Source organism: Mycolicibacterium sp. 624, from assembly GCF_040548615.1.
Classification (GTDB): Bacteria; Actinomycetota; Actinomycetes; order Mycobacteriales; family Mycobacteriaceae; genus Mycobacterium.
Map to the genome: position 1 here is coordinate 46770 of NZ_JBEPRZ010000001.1, position 22556 is coordinate 69325.

Sequence of the window (22556 nt, forward strand, 5' to 3'; positions counted from 1 at the left end):
CTCGGGGCTTGGGATCTGTTGTCCGGATGCCGTAGCGGCCCGGGGTCCGAGTGTGACGCTACATTTGCCTGACGATGGAACTACATCAACTGCAGTGCTTCATCGCCGTAGCTGAGGAGGGCACCTTCACGGCGGCCGGGCTGCGGCTACATCTCGCGCAGTCCGGCGTCAGCGCGCACGTCAAGGCGCTGGAGCGTGAGGTCGGGCAGCAACTGTTCGAGCGTCATCCCCGCGCAGTAAAGCTGACCGCGGCCGGCTACGCGTTGCTGCCGCACGTGCGCGCGGCGATGGACGCTCTCGCCGCCGGCCGCGCCTCGATCGACGGGCTCACCGGCCTGTTACACGGCCACGTGGCGATCGGGACGATCACCTCCATCTCACCGCGCAGCATCGACCTTCCCGATCTGCTCGCATCGTTTCACCGCAAGCATCCCGGCGTGGACCTGTCCCTGGTGGAGGACACCGCTGCGATGCTGACGCAACGGATCTCCGACGGACTTCTGGACGTGGCATTCACCAGCCTTACCGAAGAAACCGCACGCGGAATGCACGTCCGCGAACTGCATCGGGAGACGGTGATCGCGATCTTCCCGCCGTCGGCGGTTCCCCCGCGCGACGACGAGGTCTCGTTGAGCGAACTCGCCGGGCACACGTTGATCGCGCTGCCGGAGGGCTCGGGGCTGCGCTGGCAGCTCGATCGCGCCCTGCGGCGGGCCTCGGTCCGCGCTCGGATTGCTTTCGAGGCCAGCGACCCCGGTGTTCTCGTGGCTCTGGTCAAGGAGGGGCTCGGCGTCGGTTTGGTGCCCGAATCTGCGCTGACGCATGGTGATGAACTTGTTGGGGTGCAGGTGTCCGACCTGCCTTCTGGCCGACTCGGCGTGGTATGGCGCGACGGCCGGCCGGCAAGTGCCGCCGCCACCGCCTTCGTCGAACACGCTACGTCCATGTACGCCAAACATGTTGGACAACAAAAGAAGTCCTGAGCCCTCTGGGAACGTTGAGCTACCCGAGACGCGCCACCCGCTCCTTACGCGCGGCGTCCATGCCGCGCCAGCGTCTCGCTTGAGGGGCGTCGAGACCCACCTGGTCGAGAATGCGGACAACGACGTGATCGACGATGTCGGCGATCGACTGGGGATGGTTGTAGAAGGCGGGCATCGGTGGCACGATGCGAGCCCCCATCCGACTCAGCGCAAGCATGTTCTCCAGGTGGATGGTGTTCAGCGGCGTCTCGCGTGGCACGAGAATCAACCGCCGCCCCTCCTTGAGCACCACGTCCGCGGCGCGGCAGATCAGGTTGTCGGCCACCCCGTAACGAATGGCCGACAACGTCCGCATACTGCAGGGCACCACGATCATCCCCGCCGTCCGGAAGGATCCCGACGAGATGGCCGCACCCTGTTCACCCAGCTTGTACGTGACATCGGCCAGGGCGGCGACCTCACGGACGGTGTAGGGCGTCTCCACCTCGATATTCGACCGGGCCCATGTGCTCATCACCAAATGAGTTTCAACCGTCGCCATTTCGCGCAGCGTCTCTAGTAGGCGCACCGCGAACGGCGCGCCGCTGGCTCCGCTGATCCCCACGATGATGCGGGTTTGTGTATCAGTCATGACGGTCCTTGTCTTCTTTGCGCAGTGCCGTGAGCCGTTCGAACATCGCGGCACTCCTGGGCCAGTCCTCCCGCGTGGAGAGCTCGGCCGAGGTTCGAAATGACAAGGGCTGAATCGGTATTCCGATGTCGTCGCGCTTGTGGTCCAGGACGCTGAATTCACAGCCGAGAATGCCCCGCCCGTCCAGCGAGGCAACCACGCGCAGCTTCAGGTGATGGCAGGTGGTGCCGTTGACCGCGATCAGACCGGCGGTACCGGTGCGCCGGAGGTTGGCACGGGTCCGCGGGCTGGCAACCACGGCGAACAATGTCTGACCATTCGCGCTGGGCTCGAGCTCCGAACGCGACAGCAGTGCACTGTGCGGATACCCGCCGGTGTCGACAGTCAGGAACACGAACGCCTGCTCCTGTGCATCCACATCGGGGAAACCGCGCAGCAACTCGGCCACCTCACCGGGCATCGTCAACACCGTTGCCTCCTCTCGAATCGTTTCTCCCGGCGTCAGAGCGGCAATGTCTCCTTCCAGCGGTGCCGAATCTCGGCCCGGTACGGTTCGTCGAATCGGTTCGCCCGGGGGTAGGAGTCCTTCCACGCGAACGGCTTACACGCGTCGATCAAAACGATCCCCATCGACATGTCACCGGCTTCCCGCTTCGCCGGCGACAGCCGCGGGTCGATCGCCGTTGTCGGAGTGCGCAGCACCTGGATCGACTCTGCGGGATCGACACGGGTGAACAGCGCCCAAAGCACGTGGTTGATGTCGGTGATGTCGATGTCGTCGTCGACCACCACGAAATAGCGGTCCACGCCTCCGGTGCGTTTGCGGCCGGCCGCCGCCAGCAGGGCGTGCATCGCGTCACCCGCTCCGGTCTGTTCGATCGAGATCACCATCATGAGCTGGCGCGCGTACGCCCAGACGCCCTTGATGTTCTGCACTCCAGAAGCCTCCAGATGATCCCAGGTGACAGATGCGGAGTACAGCGGCACTGCCTGATCGCCTGCCGGAACGGTCGGGATCATCGGCGGCGCACCGAGAATGATGGGTGAATCGCGATGCAGGATGCGCTGCACCCGCACGACGGTCTCATCTCCGGCATGCGTGAAATAACCCGTCCACTCCCCGAACGGGCCTTCAGGTACCGATTCCTCCTCCACCGGCGGCATCTCACCCTCGAAGACGATCTCGGCATGGGCCGGAATCGGCAGCCCGGTGCCCGGCGCGGCGATGACTTCAACTCCGACCCCGCGCAGCCCACCGGCGACGTCGTATTCGCACACCCCCGACGGCGCGGCGATGGCCGCGGCGGTGGTCAGGATGGGGTCGCACCCCACCACCACCGCGATGGGACAGGCCACACCGCGATCCCAATACTTCCTCGCGATCGCGAGGGCGTGACGATTGCCCAGCATCCACAGCGACAGCCGATCCTTACCCTGAACGCAGCCCCGGTACGTGCCGACGTTCACCCAGCCGGTGTCGGGGTCGCGGGTGATGACCATGCATGCGGTCCCGATGTAGCGGCCGCCGTCACCGTCGTGCCAGCGCGGCGTCGGGAACATCGTCAGATCGACGTCGTCGCCCTCGAGCACGTTCTCCAGCACAGAACCCGTCGAGACCTCCACGGGTGCAATCGGTTCGATACGTTTCCCGATGTCCTTCCAAGCTCGGACGATGTCCATGGCCGCGGTATCGGCGGGCAAGCCCAACGCCACCGCGCACCGTGGCACCGTCCCCATGAAGTTGGTGAAGACCCGATAACCCGACGGATATCCGGGAATGTCTTCGAAGAGCAGCGCCGGACCCTCCTTCTCGGCTGACAGCTCGGTGATGCAACCGATTTCGAGATCCCAATTGGCGCCCCTGATGGTCCGCACCTCGTCATCGCCGAGCTTCTCAGTGAGCGTGTCGATGTAGTGCCTCAAGTCCCGGAAGACCGCCATGTCGCTTAACCCCTTGCATCCGATGATGTTCCGAATCTGGACCCGGCCGCCGCGATCCGGCGGACCTGTCCCACACGTCCACTTTGCGCCCAAGACGCCCATATGTCCAATAGCTAGTCCATCTGATTGCCATCTGAATTTCGGATGGCGTGGAGGTGTCGTCCGCTCGACAAATTCCCTCGAGTGCCAACCGGTCCGACGCCCGGGAGCGGGTACGGTGGTTGCCGGCCGCCGAGTGTGGTTCCGGCGAAATCCACTGCGGTGCAGGCCGGTACGATCCCTCGGCACCCTTGGCCGCTATCAAGCCATTGGCGATATCCATCCAAGCCAAGGCTCTCGAGGAGGTACGTATGACCGACCTAGCATTTCGCTCCGCACGGGAGCTTGCGACCGCCATCGCGACAAAAGAGGTCTCGAGCGTCGAATTACTCGACTACTACCTCGCCCGGGTGGAACGCCTCGATCCGCAGGTGAACGCCATCGTTGCCCGGGACGAGGCGGGCGCGAGATCCGCTGCTCTGGCGGCCGACCTCGCAGTCTCCCGGGGCGAGCCGCTCGGCCGCCTGCACGGTGTCCCGGTGACCGTCAAGGACAGTCTCGAGGTCGCGGGCATGCGGACCACTGGCGGCTCCACCCGCTGGGGCCAACATGTCTCGACAGCTGACGCTGATTCAGTTGCGTCACTTAAGAACTCGGGAGCGATAGTATTCGGCAAGTCCAATCTGCCGGCCGACGCTCGGGACTGGCAGACCTACAACGAGATCTACGGGACGACGAACAATCCGTGGGACCTCACTCGCGGACCTGGCGGTTCGTCCGGTGGCTCCGCCGCAGCACTCGCTGCCGGGCTGACCGGCTTGGAGCTCGGCGGTGACACAGCAGGCTCGATTCGGATACCCGCACACCATTGCGGCATCTATGGACTGCGCCCTTCGTACGGAATCGTGCCGAGACACGGCAGCGTATCCGGCCATGCTCCAGGAACTCTGGCGAACTTCGACATGGCGGTACTCGGCCCGCTGGGAAGACATGCCGACGACCTCGCCCTCGGCCTCGACGTCCTAGCAGGAGCTGACCGCGACCACGCCCCGGCCTGGCGGCTGGATCTACCTTCTCCGATACCAAGATCACTGCGGGAGTTCCGCGTCGCGGCATGGCTCAACGATCCGTTCTGCCCAGTCGACAGCGAGTTGGTCACGATCATGAAGACGGCACTGGCGGCCATCCAGGCCGAGGGGGCAACGGTCATCGAGCGCAAAGGACCGGTCGGTCTCGAGGAAACGATGAACCTGTACCGGCCGTTGCTGATGGCGCAGAGCGGTCTGATCGAGTCGGACGATTCGTATGCTCAGCTCGTGGGGTTGGGCGCCGCGGAAGGGCCAGAGGGCGTCGCCGCATCCGAGCTGACAATCCGATTCCGCGACTGGCACACGCTCGACGAGCGCCGGCAACACTCACGTCGGCGCTGGGCCAATTTCTTCCGCGACGTCGACGTACTTCTCTGCCCAGTAAGCCCTACGGCTGCGTTTCCCCACGACCAGCGACCAGATCCCGGTTGGTCGGTCCGAACGCTACAGGTGGACGGTGCCGACCGACCATATAGCGACATGCTCACATGGATTGCATCGTCATCACTCAACCACCTTCCGGCAGCGGTCGCGCCTGTGGGGATGACACGGCACGGGCATCCGGTCGGCATCCAGGTGATCGCCCCATATCTGCACGATCGCACGGCAGTGCATTTCGTGCGGTGTCTCGCAGAAGTTATCGGCGGATTCCAGCGTCCTCCTGGATTCTAGGTACAGCAACGCCTCTACCTCGTTCCGCTAGCAAGCCTGCCTCCTAGTCAGATGCGCATTGAACTGACGCACCCTCAGCAGACCATGACAAACCCATCAGGAGCGTCATGGTCGGCCGACGTCGACGCCAGTCTTGCACCGTGGGCCTAGGAGCGACTCCTCGGTCGCGTCGGCGATGTGATCGCATGTTAGAGCGAAGAATTCTGGTGTGGCCGAGGCTTGTCAATCCTCACTGCCAGCCCCTATCGGGCCAGGATCGCACTCGCGGCAGCCCGACCGGTGCGCACGGCACCCTCCATGTAGCCGGCCACCCAGTAGTCCGAACCCGCGACGAAGAACCTTCCCTCTGGCCGACTGTGGGTTGGCCCGATAGCCGTCAAATCGCCGGGCGCGTAATGGGCCATGTAGCCCAGCGTGAACGGCTCGGCGGACCACTCACGGGTGAACAGCGCCTTCGGCTTGGCCGCCTGGGGGCCGTACATCCGGGCCAATGCCTCCAGCGCGTCTCGGTCCCGTGCCGACTGATCACCGGCCATATGAAACGCCAGCTGCGCCGGCGTGACCAATGCCGATATCACGCCCGGGCCCTGGATCCAGGTGGCGCCGACCAGACCCTCACTGTATGACGAGCCGTTCTTGCCCAGGTCACGCCAGAACGACGTCTCGTAGGCCGCAACCACTTTCGCCGACAACGAGTTGCGGATCCGCCGAAGCGCGTGGAGTCGCTCGTCGCTCAGTCCGCTGATTGCGACCCGCCGAAGTGGCGCGACCGGGATCGCGCACACCACATTGGCCGCCGCAATCACCTCGCCGGTGGCGAGCATGACATCGACGTGATCGGGATGCACCGCGATCTCGGTGACCACGCAAGAGAGCCGGATGTGTCCGGCCAGCTCCTCCGCCATTCGCGCAGCCACGGTGGCGCTGCCTTCGGCCACCGTCGACCTCGTCCACTGATCGACGTCGTAGTAGTTGACCAGCTCGTCGCCGGCCACCGCCGCCTTGCGCAGTTCGGCCAGCAATGAGGTGCGCTTGAGGGTGTCCGCCGCCAATCCAGCCTTGGCCAGCTCGAACATCCGTACCACGGCGTCACGGGCACCGACGCTCCGCAGCCAGTGATAGAACGACGTGGCGTCCAGCGCGACCGCATCGGGGTGCGACCACGGATTGTCGGGATCGATCCCCTTGGCCAGGTCGACGAAGAGTCCGACGACGCGATCGTAGTCGGACCGATCCTCATCGGTCATCCACGGGGCGGGATCACCGACCGACACCGAATCGTCTATGTCCCAGACAGTCTGACCGGGCTCGGCAATGTAACTGTCACGCAGCGTGAGCCCCAGTTCCCCAACCAGAGCCCGGTACGCGGTGTGCGTTGAACCGATCAACTCGCCGCCGAGCTGGACCAGCCGGCCGTCGTCGAGCGTGGTCTGCAGAACCCGGCCGCCGATCCGGTCCCGCGCTTCCAGCACCGCCACCTCGCATCCGGAGCTGCGCAGATCACGGGCCGCTGACAAGCCCGCCAGACCTGCCCCGAGCACCACAACGTCAAGCATCACAACTCCTTTGGTTCGTATTCGTAGAATCCGCGCCCGGATTTTCGGCCGGTATGGCCCTGCGCGACGAGATCCCGCAGAATCCCGGGCGGTTCAAATCGCGGTCCGAGCGCACCGGCCAGGTGGCGGGCGATGTCCAGGCGGACGTCGAGACCGACGATGTCGGTCAGCGCGAGCGGCCCCACGGGGTGCTGGTAACCGAGCTTCATCGCGGTGTCGATGTCCGCAGCCGAGGCCACGCCCTCCTCGAGCATCCGCATGGCTTCCAGGGCTATGGCGACGCCGAGGCGGGAGGTGGCGAACCCCGGAGAATCCCGAACGGAGACCGCCTGTTTCCCGAGACCGATGGCCCAGCTCACCGCCTCGGCGCTGAGCTCGGGGTCCGTTCCACTGCCGTTGACGATCTCGATGAGTTCGCTTGTCGGAACTGGGTTGAAGAAGTGCAGGCCGAGGAAGCGGTGGGGTGCGTCAAGTGCGCCGGCCAGCGTGTCGATCGACAGGGACGACGTGTTCGTGGCGAGAACACATGCCGGGCCCACGGACTTCTCGACCGCGCTCAGCACGTCGGCCTTGAGTTCGATGCTCTCGGGAACGGCCTCGATCACCAGGTCACGATCCGCCAGCCCGTCGAACTCGGTGACCACCCGCAGTCGACTCGACACGGTCTCGGATTCTTCGGTGACCGTACCGCGTTCGATTGCCGTGCGGATCGATCTCTCAATCCGGGCGACGGCCGCCTGGGCACTTCCACTATCGGCCTCGCGGACAACGACATCGCAACCGGCCACCAGAAACACATGCGCGATGCCCGCGCCCATCCGGCCACCACCGACGACTCCGACCAGTTCAGGAATCGCGTGCATTGCGCTTCTCCAGGAAGGCGGTCATCCGCTCGAACTTCTCGCCACTCTCGAACAGCAACGCCTGTGCCATGTTGTCCACGACCGGATGGGCAGACTCCGGCATGTGCATGAGCGCCTTGGTCAGCTGGACGGCGGTGGGCGCACCCTTGGCGATCTGGTCGACCAGTCGAAATGCCGCGTCCAAGAGGTCCTCCGGTGCGACCACCTCGGTGACGAGTCCCGACGCCAGTGCCTCGTCCGCGCCCAGGATCCGACCGGCGAGCAGGATGTGCTTCGCCAATGGCTCCCCGACCAGTTTCGAGAGACGCCAAGCCCCGCCCGCCGCGGCGGCGATACCGAGCCCGACCTCGGGGTTTCCGAATCTGGCCCTGGCGGTGGCGATCCGGAAATCGGCCGAGTAGGCGAGTTCGGCACCACCGCCGAGAGCCCAACCGTCGACTGCCGCGATTACCGGCATCGGGAGGTGCTGAAGCCGGCGGAACAAGAACGAGTTGATACCCGCCAGGGCCTCCGGGCTGCGACGCTGCCGCATCTCGGCGAGGTCTGCACCCGCGGCGAACACACCGCCGGATCCGCTGATCACCAGGGTCTTCGGCGTTGCTTCCAGGCGTTCGCAGACCGTGTGCAGTTCGGCCACCATGGCGGCGTCGATGGAGTTCTTCTTCTCCGGCCGCGCCAGCTCGACGTGCACACAGTGCTCGTGAACGGCGACGTTCAACGTCGCGCGGGAGAGGTCTGTCGAGGCAATTGTCATGATTCCTGTTTCGGTCATCCTAGGTCCCTGAGAATGCTTTTCCGCCAAGTCTTCTGGGCGAATGCTTGACCTCCTTCGAATGCCTCGACGTGGACATCGAGGTGAAGATGCGTGGCGTCGATCCGCACCTTCATCGTCGACTGCGTGGCCGTGCGTCCCTCGGGGAACTCAACGTCGAGACGAGCGAATGCCTCCGCCCGCTGATTGAAGGTCCGGGTATCCAGTTCGACCAGGCCGGTGTAGTGGTCCCGGCAGGGAAAGCCCCTTGCGCTCACCCACTCGGAACCATGCTCGGTTCGGCAGACGGTCCTACGCGCCAACATATCCCGCTCGACCTGCCAGGTGATTCCATCAGCGCTCTGCAACCTGTCCGGCACCACAGTGGCGAGGTTGGGTTCATCGAGCCGATCCAGATCCGCGATCACCGGAACCGTTAATCGCGATGCTTCACAGTCGATCTCGATGGTGACCGGTTGAGGCGGAACTGTCACGTTGGGCCAGTCGCTTCCCGCCACGGCAAGCCGCAGCAGGTGTCCATCGTCGAGGCTCCACGCCGTGGCCTCGAGTTCGATGTCGACGTCGACCCACTCGCCGGGCACCAACGCGATGGGGTCGGCGTCGTACCCACCGCGATGGGTCAGGTTGAGCAGACCGCGAGTGATCAATGCCGACGTACCGTCGGGGAACACGTCGCACAGTTTCGCAGAGACGAACGCAACCGGCCGGTCGGCGCGCACCCGCACCCGGAGCACCGGATGGCCGTACACATTCAGACCGTCACCGGGAAAGTCCCAGGTCAGCGAGCCCGCGTTGTCATAGCGCTGATCGGTGGGTTGGCCCCAGGGCAGCGACCCCGCACAACTGTTCCAGGCAGCAGTGCCGATGTCACCGATCATCGCGTGCGCGGCGACGCCGTCGCCCAGATCGAACTCGAGGTTCTTGGTATCGGCCAGCGGCATACCCGGGTGAGCCCGCCACACTCCCCTCAGCTCGGGAAGATCCGGTTCGGGTCGGGTGCTTCGACGGTGGAAGACCTGGGTGCGCGGTTCGCGGTCCACTCCATTGTCGTCATCGCGCAGCCATCGGCCAAACCAGCGCGCCATCTCTGCGGTCAGATCGACCCACGGCCCGGGCAACGACTTCTCGGTGCCCATGTGACTCCACGGCCCGATCAGCAACTTCCACGGCGTACCGGCCTGCTCCAGAGCTTCCACCGTGCGAAACGTGTTGTTGCGGTATCCATCTGCCCAGCCAGCCACAATCATCGTCGGGCAGCTGACGCGCGCGTAGTCGGGCCGAATCGAACCGTGCTGCCAGTAAGGTTGCCGTCGTTGTTCTGCGCGCCATGTGAACAGCCACGGTTCGTTCGTCTCGACGCGGTTGCGCCATTCGGCGCGCCAGTCCCCGGACCACAGGGACGGCACCGGAGGCATGGCGTTCATCGCGATCATGTACGACGGATAGTCCACGAGATCGAGCAGCCGCAGTGCACCGCCCATGTTGTGCACATCGTCGTTGTACCGATCGTCCGACGAGTAGACCGGTACTATCGCCTTGAGTGCTGCCGGCCGGGTGGCGGCGAGCTGCAGCGAGTTGAATCCGCTGTAGGACCAGCCAAACATGCCGACCGAGCCATTCGACCACGGCTGCGCTGCCAGCCATTCGATCACCGTATTCAGGTCGTCGAGCTCTTCGACGGGATACTCGTCGGTGGCTGCTCCGCCCGAGGATCCGGTACCCCGCACGTCGACCCGGCACACCGCGAAGCCGTACTCGGTGGCGAATCGTTCGTATGCATCCCGCTCGAGCATGTCGTCCTTGCGGTACGGCAAGGCTTCCAGCAGGACGGGGACGGGCTCGTCGGTGACGGGACGGTAGAGCGTCACCGCGAGGGCGACTCCGTCGCCAACTGTCACCGCCATGTCTTCGGCGTGCAGCGTGTACGTCTTCATCATGAAGTGACCTCCAGGTGACGGGCTTTGGCGAGCGGTCCCGACAGTTTTCTGGTGTGCGGCGAGGATCCGAGCACCGCCGATAGCAGCTGCTTGGTGTATGGATGTTGTGGTGCACCAGTGACGGCCGCCGTGTCGCCGGCCTCGACGATCTTGCCCTCGCACATCACCGCCACCTGGTCGCTGATTCGCCGAACCACGTCGATGTCGTGGGTGATGAACAGATAGGCCAGCCCGCGTTCCCGCTGCAGCCGTAGCAGCAGGTTGAGGATCTGGGCCTGCACCGACACGTCCAGCGCGGACGTCGGCTCGTCACACACGATCAGGTCGGGCTCGGTGGCCAACGCGCGCGCAATGGCGATGCGCTGGCGCTGACCACCGGAGAAACCCGCGATACTGGAGTCCAGGTCTATATCGGTCATCCCGCACAGGTCGAGCAGCTCGCGGACCTTCTCCCGGCCACCGTTGCGGTAACGACGTTGTGCACGTAGTGGTTCGGCGACCACCTCGCCGATGGTGAAGCGCGAGTCGATCGAATCGTATGGGTCCTGCAGCACCACGCCCACCGTCCGCTGCAGGGCCCGCGCAGCCCTGCCCCGACGGGGTCGGGGCAGCCCACCGAACAGCACCGTTCCCGAGTCGGGCTTCTCCAGGCCGGTGATGATCCGCGCCAAGGTGGACTTCCCGGAGCCGGACTCCCCCACCAGGCTGGTCGTCTTGCCGCACTCCACGGTCAACGACACCTCGTCAAGCACCGTGACGCCAACGAATCGCTTTGATACTGACCTGATTTCCACAATCGGCGGCTTCTCGGTCATCGGTCCACCCCGACCTCAAGTGGATGATGACATGCCGTCCAGTGTTGTGGTGGCATCTCCACCGAGGGCGGCGACTCGGTCCGGCAGGCCTCGTCGGCCCCGTCGCAGCGCGGCGAGAACGGGCAGCCAATGGTCAGCGCGCGTGATGACGGGCTGCCAGGAATCGAGCTGAACGGATCCTTCAGTCCGGCCGACCTGCCGCTCGCGAAGCACTCCAACAACTTGCTTGTGTAGGGATTCCTCGGGTTGTCGAACACCGAGTACACATCGCTCATTTCGAGCATCTGACCGCCGTAGAGCACCGCGACCGAATCGGCCATCTCGGCGACGACAGACATATCGTGAGTGATCCACAGGCAGGTCAACCCGTTGCGCTCCTGGAGGTCCACGATCAGGGCCAGGATGTCGGCCTGCACCGTAACGTCGAGCGCGGTGGTCGGCTCGTCGGCGATCAGCAGGGCAGGCTCGAACGCCAGTGCCATCGCAATCATCACCCGTTGCCGCATACCGCCGGAGAGCTGAAATGGATACATCCGCGCAACACGTTCTGGGTTGTGGATGTTGACCTGTTCCAGTGCGGCAATGGCCTTCTCACGCGCCGTGTTCTTCTTCTCACCGCCGCGGACGGAGTAGATCTCGCTGACCTGTCTGCCGATCCGGACGACGGGGTTCAACGCCGCCAGCGCGTCCTGCGCTAGGTAGGCGACAGTGTGGCCGCGCATCTCCCGAAGCTCAGACCCGGTCAGACCCAGGACGTCGATACCGCCGATGCAGACCGAGCCCGAATCGATGGTGGCGTCGGCGGTCAGTAGCCGACTTGCCGCCAGCGCAATGGTTGACTTACCGGATCCCGATTCACCGACCAGCGCAAGCGTGGTACCGGCCTTGATGTCGAAACTCACGTCTCGCACCGCATGATGGTCGCCGTAGGACACCGACAGATTCCGCACCACCACATCGGATCCGACGGCGCGGGCCTGCGGTTCACGCTCCTCGACGGGGGGCGGGTCGCTCACGATCTTGACGGCGGATTTCAATGTGCACCTATCTTTGTCCGTGGGTCGACGACTGCCCGAACAACATCGGCCGCGAGGTTTCCGAGAACGACGACGACCGCGGCCACGATGACCGTGCCCATTAGCACCGGGCGATCGACGTCAGCGAAGGCCTGGGTCTGCAACGCACCGATCCCGGGCCACCCGAAGATCGCCTCGACGAACACCACGCCAGAGAACATGATCGCGACGTCCATGCCGAGCATCGTGATGGAGGGCGGTAATGCGTTGCGCAAGACGTGGCGGGTGATGACATAGCGCTTGGGCAGACCTTTGGCAACGGCGGTGCGGGTGTACGACGCCGCCAGGGCGTCCTTCATGCCGTCTCGGACCAGGTTCGCATAGTACGGCGCTCCCAGGACCCCGAGTGTCACCGCCGGAAGGACGAGGTGTGACCAGCCCGTGCCGCCGTCGACAGGGAACACCGGGACGAGATAGCCGAAGGACAGCAGGAGCAGAAACCCCAGGGCGAACGGCGGCATCGACAGCAGCGCGACATTCACGGCGGCGAGCGCCCAGCTGCGGGTCTGGCGCAGCGCCTCCCACATGCCGAGGCTCGCACCGAGGATGATCTCGATCATCAGCGCAGCGGCGGCCAGCATCGCGGTGGCGGGCAGGCGTTCCAGAATCAGATCGAGGACCGGCCGGCTCCTGGTGTAAGACTCGCCGAGATCGCCGTGCAGCACCGACGCGAAGTAGTTCCACAGCTGCACCGGCAGTGAGTCGTCAAGGTGCAGGCGGGCACGAATGCTGGCCAGCAGTTCCGGGGTTGCCTTGGGGCCGGCAATCGATCGGGCCGGATCGCCGGGCATCAAGTACTGGATGATGAAGGTCAGCAGGATGACCAGCGCGATGGTGAGGATGCCGTACAGCACCCGTCGGGTCAGATATCGAGCCATGAGTGCCGCTCCGAGAGTGAGTTGCGACGGTTGACACCTTCGGCGATGAGAACGAACGACAGCACCGTTGCCACTGTCAGCGCAAGCGGTACCAGCAGCAAATGCGGGGCGTAATCGATGGCTGCCGAACCGCTTTGCAACAGGTTGCCCAGTTCCGGCTGGGGCGCTTGGACACCGGCACCAAGGTAGGACAGGCCGGCGCCGATCACCACAACGGCTGCGCCGTTGAGTGCGGCGATGTTGATCAGGACGGTGGAGGTGTGCGGTAGGACGTGTCTGCGCAGGATGGTGAGTCGACCGACACCGTGCACCGTTGCCGCCTCGACAAATCCGCTGCCCCGCAGTCGAAGCACCTCGCCGTAGACCAGCCGTGCGGTCCAGGCCCAGTACAGCGCGGTGACGACCACGACGATGCCCCACATGCCCCGGCCGACGATGCTGGCCAGTGCCAGACCCGACAGCACGATGGGGATGGAGAGGAAGACATCGACGATACGCATCAGGCTCTGCTCGACGAAGGAGCCGAAGAAGCCGGCGAGCAGTCCGACCACGGTGCCCAGCAGGACCGAGGTGACGTTGGCGACGATCGCGATGATCAGGGTCGCCTGAAGGCCGGTCGCACTGCGTGCCAACATGTCTCGGCCCAGAGAATCAGTGCCGAGAAGATGGTGCGGACTGAACATGCCCAGCGGCGCCCCCAGGTCGGTGAGCCCCTCTGGGTACATCACGTAGGGCGAGCCGAACAGCGGCGCCAGCAATGCAAACACCACCAGGACGCCGAGCAGACCGATTCCGAGGTACAGCACCAGGCTCCGTCGGGGAACCTTTAGCGGCTTGCTCGCGGCATCCAGTTCGTCGAGCGCCGTCGCAGCAATGATTGTGGCCATGTCACACCCACATTCGGTCGTAGTAACTACCGGTCTCACACCGCAGGTGATAGTTCTGCACCCGCGGAGACCGCATGGCGATGAACCGCAGGCTGCCGGTGAACACCCCTGGTGCATCGGCGGCGACGATGACCTCCGCCTCGGCCAGGTACCGATTGCTATCCTCGAGCGTCAGACTGCCCTGGGACCTCGCCGCCAACTCGTCGACGACTGGGTTGGAGTAACCCTGGTAGTTCGACGTGCCCCCGCTGGCGAAATTTCCTGCGAGCAGGTCCAGTCCGGTCGGCTGCACCTGATAGTAGCTGCGGCCGAAGACATCCGCGTCGCCGTTCTCCACCGCGGTCCAGAACGCGGCGTTGCTCACCGTCGTCACCGAGAGCGTGACGCCGACTGCCTTCCACTGCTGCTGCAACACCTGACTGGCGTTGAGCCAATAGTCGTCCTCGTTGCAGTAGAACTCGAGTTCCAGTTCGTCGACCCCGGCGTCCTCCAACAGGGCCTTTGCCCGATCCGGTTGATACGAGTACGGAGTGACCTTGCGGCGGTAGTCCGGTTCGTCCTCGGGGATCACCGCTCCCCACGACACCTGCAGCCCGCGCGAGTACTTCGCCAGCTGCGTGCGGTCGGTTGCCCAGTTCAGCGCCTGTCGGACCCGCGGGTCGGCGAGCTTCCCGCTGCCCACGTTCAGGCCCACCCAACTCGCTGCGAGAGTGGGAATCGGAAGAGTGAACGCGTTGCGCACCTCGTCGTTTCCCTGTGCCCGCGCCGCGATGCTGGGTGTCAGGCCCTCGCCGAGGATGTCGACATCACCGCTCTGCAGTTGCAGGAACTGCATGGCGGGAACGATGCCCCACCGGTAGCTCACCTGGTCGAGGAACGGTAGGCCGGGCCAGGGAAAGAACGGGTTGCGGACGAACTTGGCGTGTTGATTCTTGGTGTCGTAGGACTCGATCATGAACGGCCCGTTACCCACCGGTGTGCGGTTGAACTGACCTCCCAGCCGTTCCACCTCCTCTTGAGGCAGCGCCGAGGCATAGGGCTGAGCGAGCTGGCCGAGGAACGTGATGTCGGGTGCGTTGAGATCGACGACAAGAGTGTGATCGTCGCGGGCCACCAAGCCCGATAGCTCCGTGGACGTGCCTGCGGTGAATTCGTCAGCACCCTTGATGGACGCGAAATATGGTGCGGCCCAAGACTCTGTCGCCGGGTCGAGGACGCGACGCCAGGCGTAGACGTAATCCTCGGCGACGATGGGGCGGCCGTTGTGGAACTTGAAGTCGGGCCGCAGCGGGATGACGTAGCGGGTGCCGTCCTGCGATATCTCCGGCATTGCGGCGGCGGCGGCCGGGGCGGCCGATCCGCTCTGTCCGGCGAACCGGTAGAGCGGCATGTAGAGCAGGTTGGTCAACGCCTCCCATGAGTGCAGGTCATAACCGATCGCAGCATCGTAGGAATTACCCTCCGCTGTCCACGCCGTCACCACGGACCCGCCTGGCCGGCCCCGGTCGACGCTGCCGGGACCGGGAGGCGCCGACATCACCCCGGACAGTGGGCCTTCGATCTGGGTTTCGGTCACCCCGGATCGACCTCCGCACGCTGACAACGCGACGGCCAAGGTGCCCACGCCGCCGACGGCGAGGAACCCGCGGCGGCTAAGCCGATCGAGCGGCGTCATGACTGTGTTCCCGTCGCGCCGCGGACAGCGGGCATCAGCAGGCTCTTCACTTCGAGGAATTCCCGCAGGCCGTGGACACCGAGTTCGCGCCCGTTGCCAGACTGCTTGTAGCCGCCGGTCGGGGCAAGCACGTCGAAGGCACCGCCGTTGATCACCACCCGGCCTGTCTCCAGTCGACAGGCGACAGCGAGCACCCGGTCGTAGTCGGCTCCCCAGACCGCTCCGCTCAGTCCGTAGATGCTGTTGTTGGCGATGCGCACAGCGTCGTCGTCGTCCTGGTAGGCCATCAACAGTGCGACGGGCCCGAAAATCTCCTCGCGTTCGATGGTCATCCCTGGCCGAACGTCGGCGAACACGGTGGGCAGCACCCAGTTGCCGCCCCGCAGGTGATCGGGGACCTGGTCATCGCCGGGCACCCCGCCGATCACCAACTGAGCGCCTTCGGCAATACCGGACTTCAGGTACTCGACCACCGAGTTGTACTGCGCGCGCGTCGCGATGGGACCGATGTGATCGCCGGGCAGCCGGGGGTCACCGATCGTCCAGCGGCGGGTGATCTCCTCGGCGATCCGCACTGCGTCGTCATATTGACTGCGCGGGACGAGGATTCGCGCGCATGCGGTGCAAGTCTGGCCGGAGTTGTAGTACACATTGGCCAGGGCCCCGGCCAGCGCAGTCGCTAGATCGATTCCGTCGTCGAGGATAATCGCGGCGGATTTTCCGCCGAGTTCCAAACCGACGCGCTTGATAGTTGCCGACGCGGTCGCACTCACCCGTCTACCCGCCTCTGTCGAACCGGTGAACGACACCGCGGCAACACCGGGATGTGCCGAGATCGCCTCTCCGACAATGGCTCCACTTCCGCACACCAGGTTGACAATGCCAGTCGGGGCGCCCATATCGCGGGCGACGTCGATGATTGTGCTGGTGAGCAGGAAGGCATCCAACGGGGCCTCCAGGCTGGGCTTGAACACTACGGTGCAACCCGCGGCAAGGGCTGTCGCGATCTTGATCGAGGCGAGGTAGAGCGGGTAGTTCCAGGGTGTGATCGCGGCGACCACTCCGATCGGCTCGTGGCGTACCCGACCGGAGTGCAACGGTTCGTCCCAGACGAATTCGCGCGCGATCGCGGCGTAGGAGCGGAACACGTCGATTGCCAGCTGGGTCTGCACGTCCCTGGCGTTGTCGATCGGCGCGCCCATCTCTGCGGTGATCACTGAGGCGAACTCGTCCATCCGGTCCGCGATCCGCTGTGCCACCTCATCGAGCAGCGCCGCACGGAACTCCGGTGCCGTCACGCTCCAGTGCTTGCCGGCCTCCTGTGCCGCGCAAACCGCTCGATCGACGTCGGCCGCTCCACCGACCGGCACCTGGGCGATCACCAGGCCGGTCGACGGATCGATGACCGCGACCTGTTCGGCGGTGATCAATCCCGTGGTCATCGCGCTCACGCGTCCTTGGTGTTGAGCTTGTCCAGCAGCCAGCGCTGGTAGCCGGCGATCAGCTTCTCGGACTCGAGCATGATCCGGCCATGTTCCAGTGCACCAGAGCGGATTCCGCTCTGCACCGACTCCACGAGTACGGTGTCCTCCGCGCCCACCTCGTTGTCGAAGACCATCATGTCGTCGATCCACTGCTGAGACACGTCGGCACCGAAGTAATAGTCGAGGAATCCGTGACTGTTATCCGGCCCCATGGGGACAATGGGCCCGATCGACAGGTTCGGCAGGCCGGGATTGATGTTGACCTTCATATTGGGAAACACGGCGAAGTAGCGGCCCTCCGGGACCGCGCCATCACGCCCCGTGTAGCCCGTGATCTCCGGTGCGACCCCTTGACTCAACTGCCGCAGAGGTCCGTTCTGCCAGGCCAGCGTGGGCTCGAGCACAAGCTGGTAGGAGGTCATGTCGGTGTCGAGCACATGGCTAAATCCGGGATGCGCGTTAGGGCAGTGGTAGCACTCCAGGTAGTTCTCGATGGCGACCTTCCAGTTGCATTTCAGGTCGTACTCCACACGGAAGTGGAACTTCAGGTTGTCGACATCGACACCTGCGCCCGCGGTCAGCGCGGGCACGTCGGCCAGCTGAGTCTCCAGAGGTTCCGGTGCCGCATCGAGATTGGCGAACAGAAACGGCCCCCAGGTCTGCGCCGACGCCTTGCGTAGGCCCAGGTCGTCTTGGGGAAAGCCCACCTCCGACTTGGATCGCGGCGCTCCTTTGAGGCTTCCGTCCAGGCCATACGTCCACGCGTGGTAGTGACACTGTAGAGTCCGGCGCTGGCCGCATTCCTCGAGCACCACCTTGGCGCCTCGATGACGGCACACATTGTGGAATGCGTTGAGTGACCCGTCACGGTCCCGCACCACAACGATGGGCCGGCCGGCGACATCCGCCGTGACGAACTGCCCGACAGCGGCGACGTCTGCTGCGCGGCCGATGTATTGCCAGGTGTGCGAGTAGATCCGGTCTATCTCGGCCACGGTGACCGCCGGGTCGGTATACCAGGACAGTGGCAGTGTCCTGCCCTGCTCGAGGTCGCGGGCGATACTTGCGGCCTCCTCCGGTGCTACGGCAAAAGGTGTGTGGCTCACGATGCGAATCCCCTTCCGGCGGCTGATGACATGAGTTGTTCGGTGCTGTTTGATGACTCCGAGTTGATGGACGACGGTGTGTCGTGCATCGATATCCCCAGCGACCGGCCGCCATCCGCGGCGAAGACTGCGCCGGTAACGTAGCGCGCGTCGTCGCCGAGAAGGAATGCGGCCACATCGGCGATCTCTTCCGGGCTGCCGAACCGGCCGAGGGGGATCAGGTCAAGCATTCGTTCCTGAGCTCCCGGACTGGACAGGATTCCGGCGATTGCGTTGTCGGTCGGGACGAAACCGGGTGCCAGGGCGTTGACCCGGATATTGTCCGGCCCCCATTCCCTGGCCACCGATTTGGTGAACGCGATCATGCCGGCCTTGGCCGCGGCCGAATGGGCGACCAAAGGGGCACCGGTCCAGCCGTAGCTGGCGACGATGTTGAGGATCACGCCCGGCCTGCTCTCGCGGATGAGCCGTCTGGCCAACGCCTGCGACGCGTTGAACGTGCCGTACAGGGAGATCTCGACGACCGCGCGAAAGGCCCGAGAGCTCATATCGACGGTCCGTGCGGTGAAGTTACCTGCGGCGTTGTTGACCAGTCCGTCGATTCGCGGCAGCGCGTCGATCATCGCCGCTACGGCTTCGTTGTCCCGCACGTCAAGGGGAAAGGCCGACACCGTGCCAGCGCCGTCGGCCAGGCTGTGGACCGCCGCCGCCAGCTTCTCCGGATTCCGTGATACCAACACCACGTCGTCGCCGTCATTGACCAGTCGCCGCGCGATGCCATATCCGATTCCGGTCGCGCCGCCGGTGATGACGACGGTGCGCCCGGTCATCCGTCGGCCCTCGACGCGGCGAGAGCGGTGACGACCGCGGGTGTCCAGGCCCGCAGTGCTTCCACCCGACGCGAGTACCGCTGCAGCGGGTACTCGAGGGTGAACCCGAGGCCGCCGAGAATCTGGTGGCACGCCCGCATCACCCGGAACGCCGCGACGGGTGCCTGCTGCAGCACGAACGCATCCGGCCTGCGCCTGGCTGCCATCTGCAGGCCCTCGCTTGCGGTCACACAGTCGGCGATCTTCTTGGCGACGGCATCCAGATCCGACAGCGGCCGGCCGAATGCCATCCGCTGCTGCGCGTGCCTGCCGGCGAGCTCGAGCGCACCTGCGGCCAGACCGGCGATATATCCAGTCATCGCGGCGATCCACGCGTCGACCGCCGGACCGGGCAGCCCGGTTTGCGCGGCGGCGGGTGCGGCGGTGATGATCGCCACCGCTTGTGCGTCTATGTAGCGCACCGGTTCGGAGGCCGAGATATCGACCAGTTCAGCTCCGGCGGTTCCGCACAGCCACACCGTGTCACCGGCACCGCGGTAGCGCGCCAGGTCGATGTCACCGACCACGCCCGCCCCTAGGGCGATGCCGTGACCGAGCAGATCGTCCACCAGGTCGACGGAGGCGAGTGCGCGACCGAGTTCGAAACCCGCCGCGCCCAGGATGTCGGCGGCGTAGGGCTCGGCGGCGACATCGAACCACCCAACATCGGTCAGTCGGGTACGCAACAGCGTGTTTCGGTCGTCACCTGGAACCGTAGGCGACCACTGATCGGCGGTCGGAGCCGATTCGCAGATCTTGCGTACGGTGGCAACGAAGTCCAGGATGTCGGCTTCGACGGTGGCGGTCTCGGTAGTCATCGGTCGATTCCCTCCAATGTGTTCAGTTGGCTGAGCTGTTCTCGCAGTGCCTCGGTGTGTTCGCCGAGGCACGGAGCCGTGCCCGCATCGGGCGCGGCGGTACCGTCGATCTTGAAGAGCGAGCCGAGCAAGCTGACCCGGCCGACGCCCGGCTGATCGATGGTCTGCACCAGCCCGTTCGCGCGCACCTGCTCGGCATGGTGGGCGTGGGAGATCTCACGCACTGGTCCGCCGGGAATACCGAGCACTTCAAACCTGGCGATCCAATGTCCCACCGGCTGACTCGAAATCACCTCCGCGAAGCGTTCTTTGAGTGAACTCCGGGCCGCATGCTCGGCGTCGTCGGCTGGCGTGGCCTGCGGATTCGCTGCCCACGGATCGTCAATGCCGAACAGATCGGCCACCTTGACCCGCTGGGCCAGGTTCAGGCAGGCCAGGGCGATAAAACCGTCCGACGCCCGGTAACAGCGGTAGTACGGTTCGAGTTCGTCGGACTCCACCACCATAGTCGCGATCTCACCGAGTCGCCTTGCATCGCAGTATGATCCATCCGCTACACCGGGATCAGCAACCCCGTCATCAACATCCAGTGCGACGAATCGCTGCACCTGCACCGCGAGAGCCGCACCGAGCAGCGAAACTTCGATACCCCGCGCTGCGCCAACGTCACCGGATCGCCGGAAACGGTCGGTCAGGCCGATTAGTGCCGCCGAGAACGCCAGCAAGCCTGCCGTCAGGTCGGCCATCGCGATGCCACCGGACCGGCGCGGTACGTCGTCGCCGGGACGCGCGTCGGCGAGCAGCAGGCCCGAGGCTGCCTGTGCGATCAGGTCGTAGCCCAGCGTCGCGGAGTCGGGACCCTCGCTACCGAACGCCGACACACAGCACCACACCGCGCGCGGGTTGGTCGCCGCCACGGACTCGCGGTCGAGCCCGAAGCTGCGCGCGCGTCCGGGGGGCATGTTGTGGATGACGACATCCGCACTCCGGATCAGCGTATTGCTGAACCGCTGTCCCTCTTCGGTTTTCAGGTCGGCGACCACTGATTTCTTGTTGCGGTTCAGCGAGAGGAACCACTTTCCCCCGTCCGGCGTAAGCGGTTCGTAATGGCGCCAGGCATCACCACGTGGCGGTTCGACCTTGATCACCTCGGCGCCGAGGTCGGCCAGGAGCATCGCGGCGAAGGGACCCGCGACGTACTGGGAGTAATCCAGCACGCGAAGACCCGCCAACGGTCGGATACTCATGACCACGAGCCGATCCGGCGTCGGGAGATGTTCTTACGCTGGATATCCGAGACACCGCCGGCGATGGTCGTCGCGACCGCGGCCCGTGCAAACGCGGCCAGCTTGCCGTCGAGCACGGCTCCGGGGCCGCTCTCGATCAGGGCGCGTGGTCCGACGAGTTCGGCAGCGGTCGCAGCGAGTTCCTGCATCAGTAGCGCGATAGACAGCTTCGCCATCGACGATTCGGCGCTCGCGTCGAGGCCGGTGGCCAGGCGCTTGGTGGCGCGGCGGCCATGCTCGCGGGCGATGTGGGCATCGCCGCGAATCCGGTGCAGGACCTGCCGACCGGCCCGGTCGGTGACCAACGGATCCAGTTCGTCGAGGAGTCTCAACATCACGCCGACCTTCTCGCTGGTGACGCGCTCGTAGTCGAGGGTGCCCATCAGAATCTGCCAGCCGCCGTCGATCTCGCCGACGACCTGATCCGCGGGCACCACCACGTCGGTCAGTGTCAGTTCGCCGATGGTGCCGCCGCCCAACGTCTTATGAACGTCGACGAGTATGCCGGGGGTGCTCATCTTCACCAGGAACACCGACAAGCCGCGGTGGCGGGACTCGGTGCTGCCGGTCCGAACCGCGAGGTAAACCCAATCGGCGTACTCGGCGCTCGACGTCCAGATCTTGCGGCCGTTGACGATGTAGCGGTCTCCGTCACGGTGCGCTGTTGTGCGCAGCGATCCGAGGTCGGTGCCGGCCTCCGGCTCCGAGAAGCCCTGGCAGAAGATCAGCTCACCAGAGGCGATGCGCGGGATGAACTCTGCGCACATCTGCTCGGACGCGTACTGGAGCAGGGCATTGCCGATGGTCTTGACCGACAAGAGATAGCTCGACATCGGCAGCCAGTGGTAGCCCAGCTGTTCCTCGACCGCGAACGTCATCATGGGGTCGAAGCCGCCGCCGCCGAACCGTGTCGGCCAGTGCATGCCGATCAGTCCGGCCTTCCCGTAGGCCGTGTACGCCTCGCGCGAGTCGGCATCCGACGGCGAACCTTGGGTCGGCGGCACACCGCATCCGCGCACCGCGAACTCCTGTGCCAGTCGCGCGATGTCGTCGACGGTCCGGCTGGGAACGAGGGTGGGCTCGACTGTGGTGGGCATGACGGTGACTGCGCTCCGATAGCTGTCGTGATGAATTTTCACTGAGTGAAACTGAACTTTTACTAGATGAATCCTAGAAGTCT

General features: G+C 65.0%; 20 protein-coding genes. 2 read left to right on the plus strand and 18 right to left on the minus strand.

Annotated features, from left to right (window positions below):
- The first annotated feature begins 74 nt into the window (after window positions 1-74).
- Window positions 75-983: a LysR family transcriptional regulator gene (locus ABIA65_RS00240; RefSeq protein ID WP_354522229.1), complete on the plus strand. Its 909-nt coding sequence runs from the start codon at window positions 75-77 to the stop codon at window positions 981-983.
- Window positions 984-1002: 19 nt separating this feature from the next.
- Here the strand turns inward: ABIA65_RS00240 and ABIA65_RS00245 are convergent, their stop codons facing one another.
- From ABIA65_RS00245 to ABIA65_RS00255, 3 genes are read right to left on the minus strand one after another with little or no spacing between them, the layout of a single operon-like run.
- Window positions 1003-1614 carry a non-oxidative hydroxyarylic acid decarboxylases subunit B gene (locus ABIA65_RS00245; RefSeq protein WP_241401540.1) on the minus strand — a complete coding sequence of 204 codons (612 nt, stop codon included), beginning with the start codon at window positions 1612-1614 and terminating at the stop codon, window positions 1003-1005.
- Complete coding sequence (locus ABIA65_RS00250) at window positions 1607-2074, minus strand: hypothetical protein (protein WP_354523059.1); 468 nt, start codon at window positions 2072-2074, stop codon at window positions 1607-1609. Before ABIA65_RS00250 ends, ABIA65_RS00245 begins: the two co-directional genes overlap by 8 nt.
- 41 nt (window positions 2075-2115) lie before the next feature.
- A complete protein-coding gene (locus ABIA65_RS00255) occupies window positions 2116-3537 on the minus strand; it encodes a UbiD family decarboxylase (RefSeq protein ID WP_354523060.1) in 1422 nt (473 codons plus the stop codon).
- 368 nt (window positions 3538-3905) lie between these two features.
- Between ABIA65_RS00255 and ABIA65_RS00260 the strand changes: the two genes are divergently transcribed.
- Complete coding sequence (locus tag ABIA65_RS00260) at window positions 3906-5354, plus strand: amidase (RefSeq protein WP_354522230.1); 1449 nt, start codon at window positions 3906-3908, stop codon at window positions 5352-5354.
- A 242-nt stretch (window positions 5355-5596) separates the two neighbouring features.
- On the opposite strand, the gene ABIA65_RS00265 is transcribed toward ABIA65_RS00260, so the two are convergent.
- Genes ABIA65_RS00265 through ABIA65_RS00335 form a run of 15 tightly spaced genes read right to left on the minus strand, consistent with a single transcriptional unit; the run spans window position 5597 to window position 22473 of the window.
- The gene (locus tag ABIA65_RS00265; protein ID WP_354522231.1) at window positions 5597-6910 is read right to left on the minus strand and encodes a flavin monoamine oxidase family protein; all 1314 of its coding nucleotides are present in this window, start codon (window positions 6908-6910) and stop codon (window positions 5597-5599) included.
- Window positions 6910-7773, minus strand: coding sequence for a 3-hydroxyacyl-CoA dehydrogenase family protein (locus tag ABIA65_RS00270; protein WP_354522232.1), 864 nt, complete (start codon window positions 7771-7773; stop codon window positions 6910-6912). Before ABIA65_RS00270 ends, ABIA65_RS00265 begins: the two co-directional genes overlap by 1 nt.
- The gene (locus ABIA65_RS00275) at window positions 7757-8545 is read right to left on the minus strand and encodes an enoyl-CoA hydratase/isomerase family protein (protein WP_354522233.1); all 789 of its coding nucleotides are present in this window, start codon (window positions 8543-8545) and stop codon (window positions 7757-7759) included. The genes ABIA65_RS00270 and ABIA65_RS00275 overlap by 17 nt, the downstream gene beginning before the upstream one ends.
- A complete protein-coding gene (locus ABIA65_RS00280; protein WP_354522234.1) occupies window positions 8542-10482 on the minus strand; it encodes a CocE/NonD family hydrolase in 1941 nt (646 codons plus the stop codon). Before ABIA65_RS00280 ends, ABIA65_RS00275 begins: the two co-directional genes overlap by 4 nt.
- Entirely contained in the window at window positions 10479-11297 is an 819-nt protein-coding gene (locus ABIA65_RS00285; protein WP_354522235.1) for an ABC transporter ATP-binding protein, read from the minus strand. The genes ABIA65_RS00280 and ABIA65_RS00285 overlap by 4 nt, the downstream gene beginning before the upstream one ends.
- On the minus strand, window positions 11294-12313 hold the full coding sequence (locus ABIA65_RS00290; protein ID WP_354522236.1) for an ABC transporter ATP-binding protein: 1020 nt from the start codon (window positions 12311-12313) through the stop codon (window positions 11294-11296). Before ABIA65_RS00290 ends, ABIA65_RS00285 begins: the two co-directional genes overlap by 4 nt.
- Before the next feature lie 17 nt (window positions 12314-12330).
- Window positions 12331-13251, minus strand: coding sequence for an ABC transporter permease (locus ABIA65_RS00295; RefSeq protein ID WP_354522237.1), 921 nt, complete (start codon window positions 13249-13251; stop codon window positions 12331-12333).
- Entirely contained in the window at window positions 13236-14138 is a 903-nt protein-coding gene (locus tag ABIA65_RS00300; RefSeq protein ID WP_354522238.1) for an ABC transporter permease, read from the minus strand. The genes ABIA65_RS00295 and ABIA65_RS00300 overlap by 16 nt, the downstream gene beginning before the upstream one ends.
- Before the next feature lies 1 nt (window position 14139).
- Window positions 14140-15813 carry an ABC transporter substrate-binding protein gene (locus ABIA65_RS00305; RefSeq protein ID WP_354522239.1) on the minus strand — a complete coding sequence of 558 codons (1674 nt, stop codon included), beginning with the start codon at window positions 15811-15813 and terminating at the stop codon, window positions 14140-14142.
- Window positions 15810-17255, minus strand: a complete 1446-nt coding sequence (locus ABIA65_RS00310) for an aldehyde dehydrogenase family protein (protein ID WP_354522240.1) — start codon at window positions 17253-17255, stop codon at window positions 15810-15812. The genes ABIA65_RS00305 and ABIA65_RS00310 overlap by 4 nt, the downstream gene beginning before the upstream one ends.
- Window positions 17256-17260: 5 nt before the next feature.
- The gene (locus ABIA65_RS00315) at window positions 17261-18403 is read right to left on the minus strand and encodes an aromatic ring-hydroxylating oxygenase subunit alpha (RefSeq protein ID WP_354522241.1); all 1143 of its coding nucleotides are present in this window, start codon (window positions 18401-18403) and stop codon (window positions 17261-17263) included.
- The gene (locus ABIA65_RS00320) at window positions 18400-19233 is read right to left on the minus strand and encodes an SDR family oxidoreductase (RefSeq protein WP_354522242.1); all 834 of its coding nucleotides are present in this window, start codon (window positions 19231-19233) and stop codon (window positions 18400-18402) included. The genes ABIA65_RS00315 and ABIA65_RS00320 overlap by 4 nt, the downstream gene beginning before the upstream one ends.
- Window positions 19230-20090 carry an acyl-CoA dehydrogenase family protein gene (locus ABIA65_RS00325; RefSeq protein ID WP_354522244.1) on the minus strand — a complete coding sequence of 287 codons (861 nt, stop codon included), beginning with the start codon at window positions 20088-20090 and terminating at the stop codon, window positions 19230-19232. The genes ABIA65_RS00320 and ABIA65_RS00325 overlap by 4 nt, the downstream gene beginning before the upstream one ends.
- A complete protein-coding gene (locus ABIA65_RS00330) occupies window positions 20087-21337 on the minus strand; it encodes a CaiB/BaiF CoA transferase family protein (protein WP_354522246.1) in 1251 nt (416 codons plus the stop codon). The genes ABIA65_RS00325 and ABIA65_RS00330 overlap by 4 nt, the downstream gene beginning before the upstream one ends.
- Window positions 21334-22473, minus strand: coding sequence for an acyl-CoA dehydrogenase family protein (locus tag ABIA65_RS00335; protein WP_354522247.1), 1140 nt, complete (start codon window positions 22471-22473; stop codon window positions 21334-21336). The genes ABIA65_RS00330 and ABIA65_RS00335 overlap by 4 nt, the downstream gene beginning before the upstream one ends.
- Window positions 22474-22556 lie beyond the last annotated feature (83 nt).

What these genes read in the sequence shown, in the direction of transcription:
- ABIA65_RS00240 (WP_354522229.1), top strand. Translation starts at nt 75, where the DNA reads ATGGAACTACATCAACTGCAGTGCTTCATCGCCGTAGCTGAGGAGGGC.
- ABIA65_RS00245 (WP_241401540.1), bottom strand. Translation starts at nt 1,614, where the DNA reads ATGACTGATACACAAACCCGCATCATCGTGGGGATCAGCGGAGCCAGC.
- ABIA65_RS00250 (WP_354523059.1), bottom strand. Translation starts at nt 2,074, where the DNA reads ATGCCCGGTGAGGTGGCCGAGTTGCTGCGCGGTTTCCCCGATGTGGAT.
- ABIA65_RS00260 (WP_354522230.1), top strand. Translation starts at nt 3,906, where the DNA reads ATGACCGACCTAGCATTTCGCTCCGCACGGGAGCTTGCGACCGCCATC.
- ABIA65_RS00265 (WP_354522231.1), bottom strand. Translation starts at nt 6,910, where the DNA reads ATGCTTGACGTTGTGGTGCTCGGGGCAGGTCTGGCGGGCTTGTCAGCG.
- ABIA65_RS00270 (WP_354522232.1), bottom strand. Translation starts at nt 7,773, where the DNA reads ATGCACGCGATTCCTGAACTGGTCGGAGTCGTCGGTGGTGGCCGGATG.
- ABIA65_RS00275 (WP_354522233.1), bottom strand. Translation starts at nt 8,545, where the DNA reads ATGACCGAAACAGGAATCATGACAATTGCCTCGACAGACCTCTCCCGC.
- ABIA65_RS00280 (WP_354522234.1), bottom strand. Translation starts at nt 10,482, where the DNA reads ATGATGAAGACGTACACGCTGCACGCCGAAGACATGGCGGTGACAGTT.
- ABIA65_RS00285 (WP_354522235.1), bottom strand. Translation starts at nt 11,297, where the DNA reads ATGACCGAGAAGCCGCCGATTGTGGAAATCAGGTCAGTATCAAAGCGA.
- ABIA65_RS00295 (WP_354522237.1), bottom strand. Translation starts at nt 13,251, where the DNA reads ATGGCTCGATATCTGACCCGACGGGTGCTGTACGGCATCCTCACCATC.
- ABIA65_RS00300 (WP_354522238.1), bottom strand. Translation starts at nt 14,138, where the DNA reads ATGGCCACAATCATTGCTGCGACGGCGCTCGACGAACTGGATGCCGCG.
- ABIA65_RS00305 (WP_354522239.1), bottom strand. Translation starts at nt 15,813, where the DNA reads ATGACGCCGCTCGATCGGCTTAGCCGCCGCGGGTTCCTCGCCGTCGGC.
- ABIA65_RS00310 (WP_354522240.1), bottom strand. Translation starts at nt 17,255, where the DNA reads ATGACCACGGGATTGATCACCGCCGAACAGGTCGCGGTCATCGATCCG.
- ABIA65_RS00320 (WP_354522242.1), bottom strand. Translation starts at nt 19,233, where the DNA reads ATGACCGGGCGCACCGTCGTCATCACCGGCGGCGCGACCGGAATCGGA.
- ABIA65_RS00325 (WP_354522244.1), bottom strand. Translation starts at nt 20,090, where the DNA reads ATGACTACCGAGACCGCCACCGTCGAAGCCGACATCCTGGACTTCGTT.
- ABIA65_RS00330 (WP_354522246.1), bottom strand. Translation starts at nt 21,337, where the DNA reads ATGAGTATCCGACCGTTGGCGGGTCTTCGCGTGCTGGATTACTCCCAG.
- ABIA65_RS00335 (WP_354522247.1), bottom strand. Translation starts at nt 22,473, where the DNA reads ATGCCCACCACAGTCGAGCCCACCCTCGTTCCCAGCCGGACCGTCGAC.